The organism is Pseudodesulfovibrio cashew, assembly GCF_009762795.1.
GTDB lineage: Bacteria > Desulfobacterota > Desulfovibrionia > Desulfovibrionales > Desulfovibrionaceae > Pseudodesulfovibrio > Pseudodesulfovibrio cashew.
This window is the reverse complement of record NZ_CP046400.1, coordinates 472798-487714: the sequence shown is the minus strand read 5'-3', so window position 1 is coordinate 487714 and position 14917 is coordinate 472798. Positions and strand designations below refer to the sequence as shown.

Sequence of the window (14917 nt, the reverse complement as noted above, 5' to 3'; positions counted from 1 at the left end):
TCTCAACCCTGATGGATTTCTGGATAGGCTCCCAACTGAGCGTGACCGCCGATCCCGCCATGCGCCGTCGGTTGCTTCAAGGGAGTCTTGTCGTCAATCTTGGCCTACTGGGTGTCTTCAAGTATTTGAACTTCTTCATTGATTCGGCAACGCCTTTGCTGAACACCCTCGGCCTGCATCCCGGCTCCCTCGACATTGTCCTGCCGGTGGGCATTTCCTTCTACACCTTCCAGACGCTGAGCTACACCATCGACGTGTATTCCAAGCGGATGGAGGCACATGACAGTCTGCTTGATTTCGCTTTGTTTGTGGGCTTTTTCCCTCAGCTGGTGGCCGGGCCGATTGTCCGCGCCTCGCACTTCCTGCCGCAACTCGAAAGCTATCGTCCCCTTACCTCGCAGAACATGTACGAAGGATTCCAGCGGTTTTCGTACGGCCTGTTCAAGAAGGTCTTTTTGGCTGACAGACTGGCTATCTTTTCCGATCACGTCTTTGCCAACGCAGGGTTGTATGACTGTACCTCCACCTGGCTGGCCGCTTTGGCCTACACCATGCAGATTTATTTCGATTTTTCTGGGTATTCCGATATGGCCATCGGTGCGGCACGGGTGTTGGGCTATGATCTTGGGGAGAACTTCGACTTCCCTTATCTTTCGAAATCACCAAGAGAGTTTTGGCAGCGGTGGCACATCTCCCTTTCGACCTGGGTCCGGGATTATCTGTACATTCCCCTGGGGGGAAGTCGCAGGGGCCCGGTCCGCAACTTTGTCAATCTCATGGTCACATGGCTGCTTTGCGGGCTTTGGCACGGAGCTGCCTGGACCTTTGTCGCCTGGGGCGGACTGCATGGAGCCGCTCTCGGTCTGAACCGACTCGCGCCAAAAGGTGGAACAGACGGAAAGGGAAGGGCTTTTCTTGCCTGGGTTGGAACCATGTTCTTCGTGGTCGTGGGCTGGGTGCTTTTCCGCTCTGCCGATTTTTCGCAGGCCGCTCTTATGTTGCGCCAAATGTTTCTGCCCGAGCCCGGAATAGCCTGGTATTATCCTTTCGTACCCTTTGTGCTGGTTGCTTCTGCTGTAGTGTTCGCGCTGGAAGCGAAAGGAGTTTGGAAGCAACTGTTCCTGCCCGAGGCTCCGGCGTGGTACTCGCCCGCCCTGCTGCTCAGCCTGATCGGCTTGGCTGTCACATTCCGTCCGGAAGGGTTCAACCCCTTTATTTATTTCCAATTCTAAGGGTTTTGCGACTACGCGTCGCTCAACAACTTCTTAGCGATGTCCAGATCGTACAGCCCCATGGGGTTGCGGTCGGTGTTGCGCTCCTTGTACGCCTCGGCGGCCTGTTGAATGGCCTCGTAGGGGACCCATTGATGCTTTTCCCAGATGATGGGCTGCTGGGGATTGAAGAGCCGGAACTCGATGGAACCGTTGTTGTCGCGCACATACATGCGCACTTCGGGGTGCTGGAGGGAAGGGGTGTAGTAGTGGCCGCGTTCGTCTTTCATAAATCTAGTCTCCCTGGGCAAAGCCGAAACGGATGGAATCGCCCACTGCATATACCTTAATATTCATGACCCCGAGCAGGGTGCTGAGCGGGCGACCGAAAAGGAAATCGGTCATGTCCGTTCCGGTGCCGGCTTTTTCCGCCACCAGCCGGCGGAGCTCCTTGTCGAAAAGTACCATTTCCTTGAGCGCCAGTCCGGCCTCGTCGTCTCCTGTGCGGGCTCGCTTGGCCAGGGCCTCCATATCGTGGGGGGCGCATTTGGCGTCATGTTCGGCCACCAGCTCGAGGAGCGGATGCCCGGCGGGGAGGAGGTCGGCGCGCGTGAGCCTGCCCTTGTCATAGACCTGGGCCAAGGGCTCAGTGTCGCGGCAGAAGAGCAGTTCGCATTCCAGCGGGCGGGTTTCGTAAATACCGCAGCTTTGGCCCTCCGGGCTGAAGTAGCGGCAGGTCCAGGTATTGTCCCGGCCCCTGATCTTGAGGATCTCCGCTTCCAGGGGGACGATGCTTTCGGCGACCTGGTCGTAGGCCCGTTCGCCGGGGCGCAGGGTCACAATGTCTGCCAGTTGGATGGTGCCGTCCTCGAGGATGGGAAGGTCTTCCTCGTGCAGGGCCGGTCCGCCGTTACGGCAGCAAGCTCCGCAGCGTTTGCACCGGAGTGTGTTCTCGCTTGTATTTTGCAAGTTTGTGTTGCTCCTGAAAACCATTTGTTGTAACGGTTATGGCGGTCCATAACCTGCTGCCAAGGACCGATACTCCGCATGAGCCCCGATGGCAACCCCCGACGGGGAAAAGGGGCGGCGGCAAGAGCGGAGCCAGTGTCCGCAAGATGAGGATTGACAATGTTTTTTGGGCAATTACCGGTTGACACAAAACCGTTTTGTCCAGTACATTGACACCCCTGCATACTTTGTGAATTGGGGCGCAAGTGCCCCGATCCAACGCTTTATGCGTCATGTAGCAAAGGTGTCCGGGCTCCGGAGAAATTATCTGTTGCAGGCCCGGATTAGAATGGTTGATGGCAACATCTTAATCAAACAATGGAGGTTAAGGGAATGGCGAAACACAAAACTCCTCTGTTGGATCAGCTGGAAAGCGGCCCGTGGCCCAGCTTTGTGTCCGACATTAAACAGGAGGCAGAAAACCGAGCCAAGAACGAAAAGGGTCTTGACTATCAGGTGGCAGTGGACTGCCCCGAAGACCTGCTCGGTGTTCTTGAAATGTCTTACACCGATGGTGAGACCCACTGGAAGCACGGCGGCATCGTCGGCGTTTTCGGTTACGGCGGCGGCGTTATCGGCCGTTACTGTGACCAGCCCGAGATGTTCCCCGGCGTGGCTCACTTCCACACCGTCCGCGTGGCTCAGCCCACCGGTAAGTGGTACACCACCGATTTCCTGCGTCAGCTGATGGATATCTGGGACCTCCGCGGTTCCGGTCTGACCAACATGCACGGCGCCACCGGCGACATCGTCATGCTCGGTACTACCACTCCCCAGCTCGAAGAAATCTTCTGGGAACTGACCCACGACATGAACAACGACCTCGGCGGTTCCGGTTCCAACCTGCGTACCCCCGCCGCCTGCATGGGCATGTCCCGCTGCGAATACGCATGCTACGACTCCCAGGAGCTGTGCTACAACCTGACTCAGGAGTACCAGGACGAACTGCACCGTCCCGCGTTCCCCTACAAGTTCAAGTTCAAGTTCGACGCCTGCCCCAACGGCTGCGTCGCTGCCATCGCTCGTTCCGACCTCGGCTTCCTCGGCACCTGGAAGGACCCGATCAAGATCGACCAGGAAAAAGTCGCCGCCTACGTTGGTGGTGAAATCGCTCCCAACGCTGGCGCTCACGCCGGTCGTGACTGGGGTGCGTTCGACATCCAGAAGGAAGTCGTGGACCTGTGCCCCTCTCAGTGCCTGAGCTACGAAGGTGGCAAGCTGGTCATGGATCACAAGGAATGCGTCCGTTGCATGCACTGCATCAACACCATGCCGCAGGCCCTGAAGATCGGTGACGAACGCGGCGTGTCCATGTTCTGTGGCGCCAAGGCCCCCATCCTCGACGGTCCCCAGATGGGTTCCCTGCTCGTGCCCTTCGTTGAAGTCAACAAGGACGACGATTACCAGGCCATCAAGGACATCATTGAAAACGTCTGGGATTGGTGGATGGATGAAGGCAAGAACCGCGAACGTATCGGTGAGACCATGAAGCGTCTCGGCTTCGCCGCCCTGGCTGAGGCCGCCGGCGTTGGTATCGATCCCCGCCAGGTTCAGGAGCCCCGTCACAACCCCTACATCTTCTGGAAAGCCGAAGATGTTGAAGGCGGTTGGGAACGCGACATCGACGATTTCCGTAAACGCCACCAGCGCTAAAGATTGGAGGAAAACAACATGGCTTTTATTTCTTCCGGATACAATCCTGATAAACCGATGGAAGGTCGTATCTCCGATATCGGCCCCCGCCACTTCACGGAATTCCTTCCGCCGGTCATTGCTAAAAACTTCGGCAAGTGGGACTACCACGAGATCCTGGAGCCGGGCCTGCTGTGTCACACCGGTGTCTCCGGCGACAAGGCCTACACCGTTCGTTGTGGTACCGCCCGCCTGATGACCGTTACTCACATCCGTGAGATCTGCGACATCGCCGACAAGTTCTGCGGCGGCTTCCTCCGCTTCACCACTCGTAACAACATCGAGTTCATCCTTGAGTCTCTCGACGAGGCCAAGGAACTGATGAAGTTCCTCGAGGCGCAGAAGTTCGAAGGTGGTTCCTACAAGTTCCCCGTGGGCGGCACCGGCGCCGGTGTCACCAACATCGTCCACACCCAGGGTTGGGTCCACTGCCACACCCCGGCGACTGACGCTTCCGGTACCGTCAAGGCTACCATGGACGCCGTCTTCGACGACTTCAAGGAAATGAAGCTGCCCGCTCCGGTGCGCATCTCCATGGCCTGCTGCCTGAACATGTGTGGCGCGGTTCACTGCTCCGATATCGCTATCCTCGGTATCCACCGCAAGCCGCCCATCATCGACCATAAGTACCTGGACAACCTGTGCGAAATCCCCCTGGCCGTCGCAGCCTGCCCCACCGGCGCTGTTCGTCCGTCCAAGGTGGAAATCGATGGTGAGACCTACAAGACCGTCGCCATTAAGGAAGAGCGCTGCATGTTCTGTGGTAACTGCTACACCATGTGCCCCTCTCTGCCCCTGTCTGACGGTGAAGGCGACGGTATCGCCATCATGGTTGGCGGCAAGATCTCCAACCGTCTCACCAAGCCGGCCTTCTCCAAGGTCGTCGTTCCCTTCGTCCCCAACGAGCCGCCCCGCTGGCCTACCATGACCAAGGTCATCAAAAAGATCCTGGACACCTACGCTGCCGAGGCCAACAAGTACGAACGCCTGGGCGACTGGGCCAACCGTATTGGTTGGGAGCGCTTCTTCGAGAAGTGTGATCTGGAATTCAGCGCTCATCTGATCGATGACTTCCGCGATCCCGCTTACTACACCTGGCGCCAGACTTCCCAGTTCAAGTGGTAAGATAAGGTACCATTCGGGGTACGGCATTCCGCCGTACCCCGTTTTTAAAAAAAGAAGGAGTCCGTTATGGCACTCGATCCTGAAGCCGCAAAGGCTGAAATTATCAAATTTTGCGAAGAGAAATCTAAAAGCAAATCCAAGTTTTACTTCAATGACTTCACCAAGCTGTTCCCCGATGAGAAGAGCCGTGCGGTCAAGAAGCTCCTGACCGAACTGGTTCAGGCTGAAAAAATGGTGTTCTGGTCCTCCGGTTCCACCACCATGTACGGTCTTGCCGGTGCCGGCAAGCAGGCCGCTTCCGAGGGCGAAGACTAGTCTTACCGCCATTTCGGTTACCAAGCCTTGCCCGTGGTTTATCGCCGGGCAAGGCTTTCTTGATTTTTGAACTTTTCCCCATCGAAAGCCCAGTGTCCACGCCGATTCCCAGACTGATCCTCGCCGGACTTTCCGGCGGCACAGGGAAAACCATCGTCTCCCTGGCCCTGGCCCGCGCCTTCGAGCGCATGGGCATGTGTGTGGCTCCCTTCAAGAAGGGGCCCGATTACATCGATGCCAAATGGCTTTCCCTTGCGGCGCGCCGTCCCTGCTCCAATCTCGATCCCTTTTTCCACACCGATGAAGCGCTCCATGCGCTGCTCAAGCACCGCTCCGAGGGGTGCGACCTCAGCCTGATCGAAGGCAACCGGGGGCTCTTCGACGGCAAGGACGAGCAGGGGTCCTGTTCCACTGCGGAACTGGCCAGAAAGCTTGACTGCCCGGTAATCCTGACTATCGACTGCACCAAGATGACCCGTACCGTTGCCGCCATTGTCCAGGGGTGCGCCACATTCGAGCCCGGTCTCAACCTGGCCGGAGTCATCCTCAACCGCACGGCCGGTGAGCGCCATCGTTCCGTTTTGCGAGCGTCCATAGAAGCCAATACGGATGTTCCCGTGCTCGGCATGCTCCCGAAGATGGCGGCGAATCCCATCCCGGAGAGGCACATGGGGCTTTTGTCGGACCAGGAATACGGTTCGGACCGTGGCGGCCAGAAGGCGTTGAACATTTTGGCCGGAATGGCGGAGCAGTGGCTGGACCTGGACGGAATTCTGGCTGTCGCGGAAAACGCACCCGAGTTTCTCCCTGAGCCGGGCCCACTTTTTGCCGGTGCCGCAATGGAGAAAACTGTTCGGATCGGATACGTCGACGACGCGGCGCTATGGTTTTACTACCCTGAGAATCTCGAAGCCCTGGAACATGCCGGGGCAGAGCTTGTCCGTTTGTCAGTGTTAGACCCCACGCCCTGGCCCAAGCTCGACGGATTGTATCTCGGAGGTGGTTTCCCCGAGGTTTTCGCCGAGCGGATTGCTGGGAACCGAGAAGTTCTTGCCGGGATCAAGTCCATGTCCCAAGCCGGTCTTCCGATTTATGCCGAGTGTGGCGGATTCATGATCCTCTGTGATGCCTTGGAGTGTGATGGTGTGCGTCATCCCATGGCAGGGGTTTTTCCTGCTACAACCACCTTCTGCCCCAAGCCGCAGGGCCTGGGGTACACCGAGGCCCTGTCGCTGAAGGACAACGTCTTCCATCGAGAGGGCACCCTGATCCGGGGGCATGAGTTTCATTACTCCGTTTGTCTGGATGAAGGGATGCAACATCTCGATTTCACGATGAAAATGGTTCGAGGAATGGGTGCCGGGAAAGGCCGTGACGGGCTACTTTATCAAAACACGTTCGCAGGGTATAACCATATCCACGCCCTGGCCGTGCCCGGCTGGGCGCCCCGGTTCGTGGCCGCCGCACAAACCCTGAAGCGGGGTTAGGGCCAGGACCTGTAATCGAAACTGAGCACAGAGAGCTAGATGGAAGCCTTGAAGAATACGTACCAGCGGGCAGTTGATGCAGTGGGCGGGATGCCGTCCTTGAAAGATGACTGGCGCTGGGTCGCCCTGTACAGCCTCGCCATATATGCCGTTGTCCTGGCCTTTCGCATGAGCTTTGCCTCGCGTTGGGACCACCCCGAACTCTGGGTGGCTGGCGAGCGAATCCTGTCCACGCACGACGCCTACTTCTGGCTGGCGAAGGCAAAGGGAGTGGGAACGGTGAGTGGGTACCCCCTTGCCGTCCTGGCGAAATGGCTCCATGAGGTTTTTGGGGTTGGCCTGGGCGCGGTCGGCTTTTGGGCTCCTGCGGTGATCTCGTCGTTGGTCGGTGTCGTGGCCTGCTTCTGGGGCTGGCTGTTGGGCGGCCGATCAGCGGGTATCTTTGCGGGCCTTGTCGGCGCCTTGACACCGGGCTTTTTTTACCGTTCTCGTCTCGGTTATTTCGATACGGACGTGTTTACCCTGTTGGCCCCCATGCTGGTCACCTGGTTTTTGGCCTATTGGGCGTCTCTTAACATCCGGACGGGCTGGTTCCGCCAGGAAAGCGACGCAGAAGCGAGGATCGGTTTCGGGACTTCCCTGTGGTTCGCCTTCGGCATCGGCCTGATTATCCGTTTCGGCGGTATCTGGCATATAGACGTGGCCAGAATGCATATAATGGTCCTGGCTTTGACGGCCGGACTGCTCCTGGTCTTGACGCCGAAGGAGAGGCGGGCCTGCGTGGGATGGGGGCTCGTGGTCATGGTGTTGACCGCGTTGCCGGGTTCGCTAAGCAACGCAATTAAGGTCTGGCCGATATCCCTCATCCCCTTGTGGAAAAGCGGCGTCCATCCTAGTTATTTCTATATGGTGTTCGCCTTGTGCCTGACCCTGGCACTGCAGCAGGCACACAAGCGAATCCCTCAGCAAGTCCTGCGCCCGTGGGCAGCTTGGCTGGTGGTGGCAGCTATTGCCTTGGGCATCCTCTTGGGAAGCAATCTGTCCATCTTCTCCTCAATGCTGGCCAAGCTGGGCGAGTACTTGTACCAGTCTGGCGTCAGTGGTGTTGCGCAGAAGGAAGCGACCGGACCTATTTATCCCTCCATCGTGCAAAGCATCATTGAGTCGCGGCTTATGCCCATCTCGGATATTTTGGAGCGGGGAGCGTATTTTGCCTGGATGGGATGGTTGGCTCTGGCGAGCTTTGTGGCCGTGTTGGTGTTTCGGCCTGTTGCCCTGCTTCTTCTGCCCTTGATCGCCATCCAGTTGCTGGCCGTCAAAATGGGCGCAAGGTTCTCCATGTTCGGCGGGGCCGCTCTGATGGTCTGCCTGTCCGTCGTACTCTCCTGGCTGGTCTCGCTCGCAACCGATCGGTACGGAAAGGGTAAATTAGCCAGCGCCGGGCTTCAAGTCGTCCTTGCGGGTGCGTTGCTTTTCTATTGTTATGGAAAATACTCTGCCATCCCCATCACGCCTGTCATTGCCAAGGCGCATGCCGAGGCTTTGGTCGAACTGGGAGAGACGGCCCCGGAAGACGCCAGGGTCTGGTCCTGGTGGGACTGGGGGTACGCAATTCAATATTTCAGTCAGCGGAAGACGGTTGCCGACGGCGGACGGCATGCCGGGCGAAATGTGTACCCCGTGGCCTACAGCCTGAGTGTCGATTCTCCAGCCAAGGCCAGCGGGATGATGCGCTACTGCGCGCACTTCCCCTACAACGAAAGCAAGTGGTTTGGCCTGCAGCCGGACATGGAGTGGGACCGCTTGCCCCGCAATCAGGTCAACAAGACCATCGCGGCCCAGCTGGAGCGAAAGGATCTGCCGTCGGCCCCCCCCCAATACGTCGTGGTGACCTGGAAGGACGTCGATCTGATCGAGTGGATTTCCTTCTACGGCAACTGGAATCTGGAGACCGGGGAGACGGACAAGGCCGACATCAGCTTCTATCAGCCCGGGCGTCTCGGATTCAACCTGGACAAGGGCGCAGTCATGACCCGCGGAGGCGGGGGCGGACTGGTCAAGGACATCACCGTGCTCGACACGGGGAGCGCAGAGAAGCGCACCTACTATATCAACTCGCTCTCTCCGCGCCTGCTGCCCAACCGGCGGCACCTGGTCATCAACCGGGTCTCGCGGCAGAGCGCCCTGCTGGACCGAACTGCCGACCGGAGCATGTTGGTCCGGCTGCTGACAGGCGATCCCGAAGATCCGGAGATCGCACAGTATTTCAAGCTTGTAGTGGACAAGCTTCCCTTTGCACGCATCTATGAAGTGCGACAATAAAATCCAACAGAGAGATTAGTATTATGGGTATTCCCTTTATCGACCTGAAAGCGCAGTACAAGCGCGTAGACGAAGCCGTCAAGAGCGGCATCGAAGGCGTCCTGAACCATGGCGCGTACGTTATGGGTCCGGAGATCACCGAGCTGGAAAAGCAGCTTGCCGAATTCTCCAAGGTGAAGCACGGCGTGGGCTGCGCATCCGGTACCGACGCCCTGATCATGGCCCTGATGGCCTTGGGCGCAGGCCCGGGCGACGCGGTTTTCACCACTCCGTTCACCTTCATGGCCACTGCCGAAACCATCGCCCTGACCGGTGCGACCCCGGTGTTCGTGGACATCGATCCCGTGACCTTCAACATTGATCCCGACGACCTGCGCCGCAAGATCGGCGAGATCAAGGACACTCGCAAGGACCTGACGCCCAAGGGCATCATCGCGGTCGACCTGTTCGGCCAGCCCGCCGACTACGATCGTATCGAGCCCCTGGCGCTCAACAACGGCCTGTTCCTCATCGTGGACGCGGCCCAGTCCTTCGGAGCCACCTACAAGGGTCGTCCTGTTTGCTCCATCGGCGACGTGGCCTGCACCTCGTTCTTCCCGGCCAAGCCGCTGGGTTGTTACGGCGACGGCGGCATGGTCTTCGCCGACAACGACGAGCTGCATAAGCTGCTGGTCTCCATCCGGGTCCACGGCATGGGCGACGACCGTTACGAGAACGTGCGTATGGGCATCAACGGCCGCATCGACTCAATGCAGGCCGCCGTGCTCCTGGCCAAGTTCTCCATCTTCCCGGAGGAGCTCGAATTGCGGCAGGCCGTGGCCGATCGCTACGACGAGCTGCTTTCCGGCATCGACGGCCTGATCACGCCCTCCGTGCCCGAGGGCAACACTTCGGCCTGGGCCCAGTATTCCCTCCTGGCCCGCAACAGCGAGCACCGGGAGGAGCTCATGGGCAAGCTCAAGGAGGCCGGCATCCCTTCGGTCATCTATTATCCCAAGCCGCTGCACCTGCAGACGGCCTTCGCCTATCTGGGTAACGCCGCCGGCGATTTCCCGGTCAGCGAGGAGATCGGTTCCCGCATCTTCAGCCTGCCCATGTATCCGTACCTTGCGGCCGAAGACCAGGAAACCATCGCCAAGGTCCTGAAGGGGTAGAGGCATGGCCTCGGGGCGTCTGTCGACCGTCATCCGGCTGCTCAAGCCCGTTTTGGCGGGGATAGCCCTGGCCTATCTGGTCACGGGATTTCTGGACAGGCCCGCTCCCGTTCACTTTCAGCCGGACAACCCACGCGCGGCCCGGCAGGAGGAAATCGCCCAAAGCCAGGTGAACCTGGTTACCGAAAAAAACGTAATGAAGCTCGGCTCGCCGCTCTCCGTCTCCGCGGAGGGCGGCGTGTCCGCAGCGGAAAATCCGCTCGCTGGTCTGGCAGCCTCGCCCGAAGTTCAGACCGACTCCCCGGCGGCGGATAACGGCACAGCCGCCGTGCGCGCCGAGGTGAACGCCACCTCCGGCGCAGTCAGCGCACCACCCGCAGAATAAATTCCTCCAGGCCGCGTATGGCGGCCATGTCCCCAAAGAGTCTTTCCCCCCCCGCTTCAACCCGTTCCCGCACGGACTGGCGGAAGGCGTTATCTCTCCCCAGCCTGACAGCCAGCTCTACGTATTCATCAAAGGTTTCCGCCACGACTTCGGTCAGGCCGAGCCTGGCCGCTACCGCAAGGGAGTGCCTGCCGCGCATGTGCCCCTTGGGGTGGATCGCCAGGGGGAGGCCTGCGGAGGCTGCCTCCATGGCCGTGTTGAATCCCGACCACTCGATTGAGTCCAGGAAGACGTCGCAGAGACAGTTGAGGGCGTGGTATGCGTCCGGCGGCTGGCGCGGCAGCATGATCACGTGGTCCTGTCCGTGCAGGCCGTGCACCTCGAAGGCGCGGTGGACGCGGTCCAGGAAGCGGCGGTTGAGTTTTTCGGCCTGGGCGTTTCGCAGGAACACGAACCGGGCCTCCGGGATTTGCCGGGCGATGCGAGGGAAGAGCACGTCGTACTGGGGCAGGTACTTGTAGAGCGACTGCGGACAGAAGTAGAGCAGGGCTTCTTCTGGCAGGCCGAAATGGTCCCTGCCGTAGGCGGGCGGCCCTTGTCGCAGGGGCTTGTAGTGGACCGAGAGATTGGGCAGCCGGACCAGGTTTTCGGTGTAGGCTTCCTGGCCATCCTTGGGTTCCATCAGCTCGCTGGAGAGATAGTAGTCCATGGTCGGCAGCCCCGTGGTCATGGGGTGCCCAAGCGAGACGCACTGAATCGGAGCCAGTCGTAATCCGGCCAGCCTTGCGCAGGTGGGGTCCATGCCGACGTCGGGGTAGATAAGGACATCCAGTTCGTCGTCGAACATGGCCCGGCACAAGGCCTCGAACCGGTTGGGTTCGTGGGTCACCTTGTCGAAGAGTCGGTATGCCTCTTCCGTGCAATGGTCGTGCTTGTGTCCGGTGTAGTAACCGAAGACCTCGAAGCGGTCTCGGTCCAGGTGGCGCACCCAGCCCCGGGTCGGGATTTTCCAGACGGAATGTTCGTGCAGGAAGCCGGTGGCGATGCCTACGCGGATTTTGTTCCGCGTGCGGGGCGCGAACTGCGGCGAGCCGAATTCGGGAAAGGCGGCGCCCATGATCCGGTGGACCATGTTGCCGTACACGGCTTGCAGTTCTCGGTCATTGCCACCCTGGTAGGTGAGGTAGAAGGGCTGGTTCGCCCCCACGGACGCGGCGGCCTCGCGGAGCAGGGCAGGAGAATCCTCCGAAAGGAAGGCATCCAGCTTGCCCAATGCGTTCGCGTAGGCGGCACGGGCGCGGGCGATATCCTCTTCCGTGTCATAGAGCACGTCCAAATGAGCAAAGCAGGCCCCCCATCGGGGCGCTACGGCCTCGGGGGCGGCGCTTTGGGCGGCCCGGTAACATGCCAAGGCCTTGCGCATGTCGCCCAGGACCTGCCATGCGTTGCCGAGATTATACAGGGTGTCGGCGTCGCCGGGAGCCAGGGCCAGCGCCGCCTCGAATCGGGACACGGCCTGACCGGGGTGTCCGGCTACCTTGAGGGCCACCCCGAGATTGCCAAGCACCTCGGGTGAGTCGGGATTGAGGGCCAGGGCCGCTTCAAAACGGAGGATGGCCGCGTCGGTTTTCCCTTGGGCAAGGTGCGCGTTGCCCAGGCCTGCCATGGCTTCCGCATTGTGCGGCTGCAGGGCCAGCACCTGTCGGTGGCACTCCTCGGCCTGTGCAGTCTCGCCCTGGTCGAGCAGTGCGGCTCCGAGGCCGTTGAGTGCGTCAGCGTCGCCGGGCAGCAACCGTACCGCGTCCCGGAAGGCCGCGATTGCGTTCTCGGTTTCGCCGTTCTGCCTAAGGGCCAGGCCGAGATACAGGGCCGCGTCGCCCAGAGCCGGGTCGAGCTTGAGGGCGGCACGGTAGAGGGGCACTGCCTGGGCGGCCCCCCCGGTCTGGTGAAGCCGGGCTGCCTTGAGGAAGATATTGCGGGCATTCATGGGGGATGAGCATAGCCCATTCGGCACCCCGAGGTAAACCGCGCCATTTGCCACCGGGCCCGCCCTCTGATACACCGGGAGTCCCAACAAGACTACACCGGGTCCCCCGGAACAAAGGAGATACACAATGATCAAGATGGAAACCAGCATGGGCGATATCGTTATCGAACTCGACTTCGACAAGGCCCCCAAAAGCGCGGCCAACTTCCAGCAGTACGTGGAAGACGGCTTCTATGACGGCCTGATTTTCCACCGTGTCATCAACGGCTTCATGGTGCAGGGCGGCGGCATGGACAAGGACATGAAGGAAAAGGCCACCCGCGCTCCCATCGAGAACGAGGCCAACAACGGCCTGAAGAACGACTGCTACACCCTGGCCATGGCCCGGACCATGGACCCGCACTCCGCGTCCTCCCAGTTCTTCATCAACGTCAAGGACAACGGCTTCCTCAACTTCTCATCCGAGACCCCGCAGGGTTGGGGCTACGCCGTGTTCGGCAAGGTGGTCGAAGGCACGGAAGTGGTCGACGAGATCAAGACCGTTGCCACCGGACGGCACGGCTTCCACGACGACGTTCCCCTGGAGCCGGTCTTCATCAACAAGGCCTACGTGGTCGAGGGCTAACCCTGGAATAGAGGGTTTCCCTCAACCCGACGGATAAAACAATAAAAACGGCGCACCATGATTTCATGGTGCGCCGTTTTTATTGTTGTCTTTCGGGGATTAGCCGCCCAGGTAGGCCTTCTTGACCTCCGGGTCCTCCATGAGGGTGTCGCAGGGGCCTTCGGCCACGATCTCGCCGGTGTCGATGACGTAGCCCCGGTGGGCGAAGTCAAGGGCGAGCTTGGCGTTCTGCTCGATGAGCAGGATGGTCATGCCCTCGGAGTTGAGTTCCTTGAGGGCGCGGAACATATCGTACATGAGCAGCGGGGCCAGGCCCATGGAGGGCTCGTCGAGCATGACCACCTTGCAGGCGGACATGAGCGCGCGGCCCACCGCGAGCATCTGCTGCTCACCGCCGGACAGGGACTCGGAACGCTGCTTCTTGCGTTCGTCCAGGCGCGGGAAGAGCGAGTATACGCGCTTGTAGTCGCGGTCGATGTCGGCCTGGGTGTCCTTGCGGGCGTATGTGGCGAGCTTGAGGTTCTCCTCCACGGTCAGGTTGCCGAAGATGTGGCGGCCTTCCGGTACCAGGGCGATGTGCAGGTCGGAGACGATCTTGTCCGGGGACATGCCCAGGATGGATTCTCCCCTGAACAGGATGTCGCCCTGGGTCACCTTGGGGGCCTCGGGCGGCGGCAGCTGGGCGATGGACATGAGGGTGGTGGACTTGCCCGCGCCGTTGGCGCCGATGAGCGTGACGATCTCGCCTTCGCCCACGGTGAAGTTGATGCCGTGCAGGGCCTCGATGTTGCCGTATTTGACGTACAGGTCCTTGATTTCGATAAGGGGAGTACTCATATGTTGTCGTCTCCAAGATAGGCCTTGATGACGGCCGGGTTGGACTGGATGTCTTCAGGGGTGCCTTCGGCGATGGTGGCCCCGAAGTCGATGACCTTGATCCACTGGCACAGGCTGGTGACGACCTTCATCTGGTGTTCGATCATGAAGATGGTGATGTCGAAGTTGTCGTGAATCCAGTGAACCAGCTTGATCAGATCCTCCACGTCGGCCGAGTTCAGACCTGCGGCCGGCTCGTCGAGCAGCAGCAGTTTGGGCTGGATGGACATGGCGCGGGCGATCTCCACCCGGCGCTGAAGACCGTAGGGCAGGTTCTTGGGGTATTCCTTGGCCACGTCGGTCAGGGACATGGCATCCAGGAGTTCCTCGGCGATCTTCAGGATGCGGGCCTCGCACTCGCGGTATTTCCTGCCGCGGATCACGGAGTCCCAGACCGAGTAGCCCATGCGGTAGTGCTGGGCGATTCGGATGTTGTCCAGCACGGTCATGTCGTGCCAGAGCCGGATGTTCTGGAAGGTCCGTGCCACGCCGATGGAAGTGACCTGGTGCGGCTTGAGCCCCGCAGTGGGGGTGCCGTCCAGGGTGATGGTTCCCTCGGTGGGCTGGTAGAAGCCGGAGATGAGATTGAAGATGGTGGTCTTGCCGGCGCCGTTGGGGCCGATCAGCCCCATGAGCTCGCCGCCCTTCATCTCCACGCTGAACTGGGACACGGCCTGAAGTCCGCCGAAACGCTGGGTCAGACCGTCTATTTTAAGCAAAGACATGACGG

Annotated in this window: 14 protein-coding genes; 9 read left to right on the top strand and 5 right to left on the bottom strand. The window is 60.1% G+C overall.

Annotated elements, in window-relative coordinates; all coding sequences use genetic code 11:
* The first annotated feature begins 41 nt into the window (after window positions 1-41).
* The gene (locus GM415_RS02185; RefSeq protein ID WP_338419786.1) at window positions 42-1232 is read left to right on the top strand and encodes an MBOAT family O-acyltransferase; all 1191 of its coding nucleotides are present in this window, start codon (window positions 42-44) and stop codon (window positions 1230-1232) included.
* Window positions 1233-1243: 11 nt separating this feature from the next.
* On the opposite strand, the gene GM415_RS02180 is transcribed toward GM415_RS02185, so the two are convergent.
* Together GM415_RS02180 and GM415_RS02175 are read right to left on the bottom strand one after the other, a co-directional pair.
* On the bottom strand, window positions 1244-1501 hold the full coding sequence (locus GM415_RS02180) for a hypothetical protein (protein ID WP_158946203.1): 258 nt from the start codon (window positions 1499-1501) through the stop codon (window positions 1244-1246).
* A 4-nt stretch (window positions 1502-1505) separates the two neighbouring features.
* Window positions 1506-2180 carry a YkgJ family cysteine cluster protein gene (locus GM415_RS02175; RefSeq protein ID WP_242012320.1) on the bottom strand — a complete coding sequence of 225 codons (675 nt, stop codon included), beginning with the start codon at window positions 2178-2180 and terminating at the stop codon, window positions 1506-1508.
* 372 nt (window positions 2181-2552) lie between these two features.
* Here GM415_RS02175 and dsrA point away from each other — a divergent pair, with 372 nt between their 5' ends.
* From dsrA to GM415_RS02140, 7 genes are all read left to right on the top strand, one after another.
* Entirely contained in the window at window positions 2553-3872 is a 1320-nt protein-coding gene (gene dsrA, locus GM415_RS02170; RefSeq protein WP_158946201.1) for a dissimilatory-type sulfite reductase subunit alpha, read from the top strand.
* Between the two features lie 18 nt (window positions 3873-3890).
* Window positions 3891-5036, top strand: coding sequence for a dissimilatory-type sulfite reductase subunit beta (gene dsrB / locus GM415_RS02165; RefSeq protein ID WP_158946200.1), 1146 nt, complete (start codon window positions 3891-3893; stop codon window positions 5034-5036).
* A gap of 66 nt (window positions 5037-5102) precedes the next feature.
* A complete protein-coding gene (locus GM415_RS02160) occupies window positions 5103-5351 on the top strand; it encodes a dissimilatory sulfite reductase D family protein (protein WP_158946199.1) in 249 nt (82 codons plus the stop codon).
* A gap of 92 nt (window positions 5352-5443) precedes the next feature.
* Complete coding sequence (locus GM415_RS02155; RefSeq protein ID WP_158946198.1) at window positions 5444-6838, top strand: cobyrinic acid a,c-diamide synthase CobB; 1395 nt, start codon at window positions 5444-5446, stop codon at window positions 6836-6838.
* Window positions 6839-6877: 39 nt separating this feature from the next.
* A complete protein-coding gene (locus GM415_RS02150) occupies window positions 6878-9160 on the top strand; it encodes an STT3 domain-containing protein (protein ID WP_158946197.1) in 2283 nt (760 codons plus the stop codon).
* Window positions 9161-9183: 23 nt separating this feature from the next.
* The gene (locus GM415_RS02145) at window positions 9184-10314 is read left to right on the top strand and encodes a DegT/DnrJ/EryC1/StrS family aminotransferase (RefSeq protein ID WP_158946196.1); all 1131 of its coding nucleotides are present in this window, start codon (window positions 9184-9186) and stop codon (window positions 10312-10314) included.
* A 4-nt stretch (window positions 10315-10318) separates the two neighbouring features.
* Entirely contained in the window at window positions 10319-10699 is a 381-nt protein-coding gene (locus GM415_RS02140; RefSeq protein WP_158946195.1) for a hypothetical protein, read from the top strand.
* On the opposite strand, the gene GM415_RS02135 is transcribed toward GM415_RS02140, so the two are convergent.
* Window positions 10677-12686 (bottom strand): O-linked N-acetylglucosamine transferase, SPINDLY family protein, encoded by a 2010-nt coding sequence (locus GM415_RS02135; RefSeq protein ID WP_158946194.1) that lies wholly within the window; start codon window positions 12684-12686, stop codon window positions 10677-10679. The two genes, GM415_RS02140 and GM415_RS02135, sit on opposite strands and share 23 nt — an antisense overlap.
* Before the next feature lie 127 nt (window positions 12687-12813).
* Between GM415_RS02135 and GM415_RS02130 the strand changes: the two genes are divergently transcribed.
* Window positions 12814-13311: a peptidylprolyl isomerase gene (locus tag GM415_RS02130; protein ID WP_158946193.1), complete on the top strand. Its 498-nt coding sequence runs from the start codon at window positions 12814-12816 to the stop codon at window positions 13309-13311.
* Window positions 13312-13410: 99 nt separating this feature from the next.
* On the opposite strand, the gene GM415_RS02125 is transcribed toward GM415_RS02130, so the two are convergent.
* Window positions 13411-14148, bottom strand: a complete 738-nt coding sequence (locus GM415_RS02125) for an ABC transporter ATP-binding protein (protein WP_158946192.1) — start codon at window positions 14146-14148, stop codon at window positions 13411-13413.
* Window positions 14145-14912: an ABC transporter ATP-binding protein gene (locus GM415_RS02120; protein ID WP_158946191.1), complete on the bottom strand. Its 768-nt coding sequence runs from the start codon at window positions 14910-14912 to the stop codon at window positions 14145-14147. Before GM415_RS02120 ends, GM415_RS02125 begins: the two co-directional genes overlap by 4 nt.
* Between the last annotated feature and the right edge of the window lie 5 nt (window positions 14913-14917).

Excerpts from the sequence above, each read along its gene's own strand:
- GM415_RS02180 (WP_158946203.1), bottom strand. The coding sequence starts at position 1,501 with ATGAAAGACGAACGCGGCCACTACTACACCCCTTCCCTCCAGCACCCC.
- dsrA (WP_158946201.1), top strand. The coding sequence starts at position 2,553 with ATGGCGAAACACAAAACTCCTCTGTTGGATCAGCTGGAAAGCGGCCCG.
- dsrB (WP_158946200.1), top strand. The coding sequence starts at position 3,891 with ATGGCTTTTATTTCTTCCGGATACAATCCTGATAAACCGATGGAAGGT.
- GM415_RS02160 (WP_158946199.1), top strand. The coding sequence starts at position 5,103 with ATGGCACTCGATCCTGAAGCCGCAAAGGCTGAAATTATCAAATTTTGC.
- GM415_RS02150 (WP_158946197.1), top strand. The coding sequence starts at position 6,878 with ATGGAAGCCTTGAAGAATACGTACCAGCGGGCAGTTGATGCAGTGGGC.
- GM415_RS02145 (WP_158946196.1), top strand. The coding sequence starts at position 9,184 with ATGGGTATTCCCTTTATCGACCTGAAAGCGCAGTACAAGCGCGTAGAC.
- GM415_RS02140 (WP_158946195.1), top strand. The coding sequence starts at position 10,319 with ATGGCCTCGGGGCGTCTGTCGACCGTCATCCGGCTGCTCAAGCCCGTT.
- GM415_RS02135 (WP_158946194.1), bottom strand. The coding sequence starts at position 12,686 with ATGAATGCCCGCAATATCTTCCTCAAGGCAGCCCGGCTTCACCAGACC.
- GM415_RS02130 (WP_158946193.1), top strand. The coding sequence starts at position 12,814 with ATGATCAAGATGGAAACCAGCATGGGCGATATCGTTATCGAACTCGAC.
- GM415_RS02125 (WP_158946192.1), bottom strand. The coding sequence starts at position 14,148 with ATGAGTACTCCCCTTATCGAAATCAAGGACCTGTACGTCAAATACGGC.
- GM415_RS02120 (WP_158946191.1), bottom strand. The coding sequence starts at position 14,912 with ATGTCTTTGCTTAAAATAGACGGTCTGACCCAGCGTTTCGGCGGACTT.